General features: G+C 63.1%; 5 protein-coding genes. All 5 read right to left on the minus strand.

The window, feature by feature from the left end; translation table 11 throughout:
* Positions 1-163 precede the first annotated feature (163 nt).
* Complete coding sequence (locus BN1130_RS17760) at positions 164-718, minus strand: baseplate complex protein (protein WP_042043634.1); 555 nt, start codon at positions 716-718, stop codon at positions 164-166.
* Complete coding sequence (locus BN1130_RS17765) at positions 715-1,596, minus strand: hypothetical protein (protein ID WP_042043636.1); 882 nt, start codon at positions 1,594-1,596, stop codon at positions 715-717. Before BN1130_RS17765 ends, BN1130_RS17760 begins: the two co-directional genes overlap by 4 nt.
* Complete coding sequence (locus BN1130_RS17770) at positions 1,593-2,021, minus strand: tail fiber assembly protein (protein WP_042043637.1); 429 nt, start codon at positions 2,019-2,021, stop codon at positions 1,593-1,595. Before BN1130_RS17770 ends, BN1130_RS17765 begins: the two co-directional genes overlap by 4 nt.
* Positions 2,018-3,730, minus strand: a complete 1,713-nt coding sequence (locus BN1130_RS22955; protein ID WP_232302058.1) for a phage tail-collar fiber domain-containing protein — start codon at positions 3,728-3,730, stop codon at positions 2,018-2,020. Before BN1130_RS22955 ends, BN1130_RS17770 begins: the two co-directional genes overlap by 4 nt.
* A partial coding sequence (locus BN1130_RS17780; RefSeq protein WP_042043639.1) for a phage tail protein occupies positions 3,727-4,229 on the minus strand: 503 nt, incomplete at its 5' end. The genes BN1130_RS22955 and BN1130_RS17780, both read right to left, overlap by 4 nt.

Consider the following 4,229-nt stretch of genomic DNA (forward strand, 5'->3'; position numbering starts at 1 on the left):
CGCAGGTCGCCGTTGTAACCGACATCGATGGTGACTGGCTGCCCCTTTTTTACTTGGGCCTGGGCTGTCAGGGCGGCCCGTCCGCCGACATTCAGATCCAGCATGATGTCGTGCTCAACCAGGTGAGCCGGTTGGCCATTGATGGTCAAGCGAGTGGTCAGTTTCATGCCAGCACATCCCCCAGTTTGTTATCAAGCTGCTTAAAGAATGCCTCCCCGCTGGAGAGCGTCTCTTCGCCTGGTTGACTGCTACCGCCAGCGCCAGCGGCGGCGGTGCCTGGTGAGCCGGTGCCGATATTGGCAGGTTTGCCAGGCAGACGGGCCTCGCGCTTCTCCGGTACCGAATCGAACTCCTTGAGGGTGAATTGCACCACCCAGGCTAATAGGCCCTCTTGCTCGCTGGCGGAGATGCGTCCGGCAAACTTCGCCTGGCGTACCTTGACCGACTTGGCGAGCAACGAGCCCACCCGATAGATGTGGCGCTGTCCGCCTTTTCCCTTGGCATCGGCCAGCTCAAACAATCGACTCAACATGTGGTCGTCCTTGAACGCAATGAGCCCGGAAATATCCAATTCCTTGCCTTTGGCGCCCTGTTCGGCGCTGCTGGTCGAGCTGGTTTGGCCCGATTGGTCTTTGTCCTGGAACTGCATAGATACAGAGACTCGCATCGACTTCATGATGATGGGCTCGCCATCCAGGGTCAGCATGGCTTGGCTCATGGGGTCAACTCCTGCCAAAAGGTCAGTGGGGAAGGGGAGAGCAGCAGGACGGCGACGCTCATGCTCATGCTGTGATCCGGTGGTGTGCTCTGGCCAAGTTGCGCGGCCAGGCTGGCGACATCTCCCTGGCCCTGCCAGCGGTAGAGCTGACCCGAGAGCGTGGCCAGGGTATCCAGCGCGCTGGCCAGTTCGCTCAGGCGCGCGGCGCGGCGACTCGCCAGCCCCTGCAGCTTGGCGATGGGGCTCTGGTTATCCCGGGCCAGACTCTCTAGCTGGGCAAGCTCACTGCCCAGGGCGAGGTGAGCCGGGCGCAGCGGCGCCCAGACCAGCGGCTCATCGGCACGCCAGCGCGGCAGCTTGGCCGCCGTGGGCTTGGCCATGATGTCGTTGTTGGCTTCCAGGCGACGCAGGGCCGCGCCCCATTCTGGCAATGGCAGCAAGGCGCACAAGGGGGTCAACTTGGCCGCAAGGTCGGCGGCGCTATTACCTGTCACCAGCCAGGCGAGGGCATGGAGCTGACCGGAGGGCAGCAAGGGGTCGGCACCATCTTGCAGCTTGTCAGCCAGCGCCTTGACCGCATTGGGGGCGGCCAGGCTGGCCTGTTTATCCTGCATCTGGCCGACGTCGTGCAAAAAGGGGGTCACCGCCAGGGCGCGACCGGTGACCAGCAGATGGCCGAGTTGGGCGCGAAGTCCTGAAAGGGCTGCGGCCTCACCACTGAGCGGGTGGGGGCGATACTGGGCGCGGCTGGCGATGGCCTGCAGGCGCCCCATGGCCGCATCCGCCAAGGCGGGTACCTGGGTCAGTACGGCGCGGGCTTGATGGTGCAAGCTGGCCCCGCAGGGGGGCCAGTGCAGGTCGCTTTGTTGCCAACTCATGTTGGCAGCTCCGGCCAATCCACCGTCGTGGGCCAGCCAGGTGTTTCAGGCAGGCGCGAAAGCGTCACCCGGTACAGTCGCAAGGCGGTGAGCCGCGAGGTTTCCGCCGGGGTCAATATGCCCAGCAGCTCGGCATCTGCAAGGGGGGCGATGGCATCGCCAGCCAGTTGCAGGCGGCGCACCAATTCGCGCTGTTGCTCCTCTTCGGTCGGGATGGGCGTTGGCGGCGCCTGATAGGGAGCCACCTCGCCATATTCGCCAAAGCGCGCCCGGACAAACAGCTCGGTGCCATAGGCGACTGAGTCGGTCTGGGTAGCGGTAAAGGGCACAGGCTCGGCCAGGTGAGCAAACTGGACGGTCAGATTGATGGTGGTTTGCGCCTGGTCGGCCCATACCGGGGCCGCTACGTGAAGAATCTCGGTCATGATATGCGGATCCACAATGAGGTGTTTTGGTCGCTGTTGCCGCCGTTCTTGATGGCGCCGACCAGTTTCCAGGTGCCGGGCAGGGCAGCGCCGATACCCGGGCTGCCATCTTCCGAGTTGGCGGCGCGCAAGGAGCTGCCCGCAATGGCGTAGCCAGGCCCCTTGTTCCCGCCGGTTGATACGATACAGGTGGCAAAGCAATAGGTGCCTACTTGACCCCAACCACTACCCACAATGTCAGCATTGGCCAAGGAAGCGGAGTGGGCATGAACTGCGAGCGCCAAGTTGGGTTTACCCGATACCTCGCCCCAGCTGGGCCAGCGGGTAGCCTGAGCGGGAGGGCCGCTAATTTGAGACCAGGGGTGGGAATGGGATGCCGCCGCGGCGCCCAGTTCGGCCAAGCTGGGCTTATCATTGGTGTGATACAGCCGCACATTGGTCGAGGGGGAGGTGGTATCGGTGCCATTGGCCTTGTACCCGTACCACAGCTGATGAATGGCACTGGTTGGGCTGAACAGGGTGTGCCGATACTTGCTTCCGCCGTTGTGTCCCCAGCTGATCCAGTTCAAAAACTGAGTGCTGCCAGAACCCTTGGGCGCTTGCGCTGAGCCTGTCATGAACTTGTCAGATTGAACGTTCCAGTCGAGGTTCTTGAGATCGAGAAAGTCGTGGCTGTGCCCCTCGCTGGCCAAGGCCGGTTTGTCGTTCACCTCGTCCCAGTTCGGCCAGCGGGTCGCCTGGTCGGGCGCGTTGTCCAGTTCGCCCCAAGAGTGGCGATGGCTGCCCGCCTTGATCTCCACCGCGATATTGACGCCCTGGGCGTCTTCCAGGATGCCCTTGCCGGTCACATCCCCGGACAGCTCGATGGTGCGCTTGCGGCGCAGGTCGGTCACGCTGCCGTCGCTGTTGATGATGGCCACCTTGGCCAGATGGTGACGATAGCCGTTGCCGTCGGTGTAATCGGCCTTGTCGGCCACGCTCAAGGTCAGCGTGAAGTGGTTCAGCCAGGCATCGAGCAAAGAGCCCGCCCGGTAGATGTCGAGCCAGAGCCCCACCGGCTTGGCCCCCGGGGTAATCTTCTGCACCTGGTCGAGTTGGGCGCGCAGGCCGCCGACATAGGCGACCCCGGGCTGCACCTTGTAGACGCCAGCCTCATTCACCAGCTGGAAACCGTCACCATAGAAGGTGGCCGGGCCGAAGAACTGCAGCGCCTGCAGGCGCAGGTCGTCATCCATGCCGCGCAGGCGGGCGGCATAGTCAATCTGCCAGGTGTTGGCGTCCACATTCGTGACCGTGGCTTCACTGGCCCGGTCATACTCCATCAGCATCGATTTCACCAGGCTGTTACCCACCTGGCCACTCAGGGGATCCGTCTTGAGTTTGGTCTCGCTGCCCTTGTGCACAATCATGGCCACCATGCCGGTCGCCTTGTTGATGAGGTACATGGCATTGAACTCGAAATCGCCCAGGGTGGTGTCCATCACGATGGTGTAGGCCACCGCGTCGTTGTTGATGCGCCCGCGCTGATCCACGTGATGGCGATGCACGATTTGCCCTGCCGGTGGCAGAGCGCCGTCGGGGTTGATGGGCGCATCGGGGTCTAGCCCTGGGATGTTGGCCAGCACGAACTCATCGAGCACCACCGGGGCTTGGGTGGCGAGACAGGTTTGCCAGTAGCTGGCAAAGGCGTTGGTAATGATCTGACTCATGGGTTCCTCGAAAGTGATGCGCCGAACACCTGCTGGCTCATGGCGATGCGGCCATGATGGATGGTCGCGCTGACCGGATAGACCACCTGGAAGCGGTATCGGCGGCAGGTGCGGCCATAGTGTTGAATGAGGGTGCTCATCAGCGCCTGATTGCTGGCCATGGCGCTGTCAGTCACCTCGATGGTGATGACGTCCCAGGGTTGGCCCGCCTGGCGCTCGTGGATATCGCACCAGCCGATACCAAGCCGCTCGAAAATCCGCTTGAAGCCCGCCACCTCGCCCGCGTCCCTCGCGTTGACAAAGGCGAACTGGACGCGCTTGCGAAACAGCGACAGCGGCTCGCCATCAAAGCGACCGATGTCCCGCTCCCAGGCGAGCAGGGCCAGCAGGGACTCCGAGCAGGTCAACGGGTCTTGCTGGGCCAGTGGCAGCAAGAGCCACCCCTTGAGTCGTTGCCAGAAGGCGTTGATGCCCTTGGCCAGAAAGCCCGGTTCGGCGT

The organism is Aeromonas rivuli (assembly GCF_000820045.1).
GTDB lineage: Bacteria > Pseudomonadota > Gammaproteobacteria > Enterobacterales > Aeromonadaceae > Aeromonas > Aeromonas rivuli.

Coding starts and splice junctions, on each gene's coding strand:
- BN1130_RS22955 (WP_232302058.1), bottom strand. CDS start 3,730: ATGAGTCAGATCATTACCAACGCCTTTGCCAGCTACTGGCAAACCTGT.
- BN1130_RS17765 (WP_042043636.1), bottom strand. CDS start 1,596: ATGAGTTGGCAACAAAGCGACCTGCACTGGCCCCCCTGCGGGGCCAGC.
- BN1130_RS17760 (WP_042043634.1), bottom strand. CDS start 718: ATGAGCCAAGCCATGCTGACCCTGGATGGCGAGCCCATCATCATGAAG.
- BN1130_RS17770 (WP_042043637.1), bottom strand. CDS start 2,021: ATGACCGAGATTCTTCACGTAGCGGCCCCGGTATGGGCCGACCAGGCG.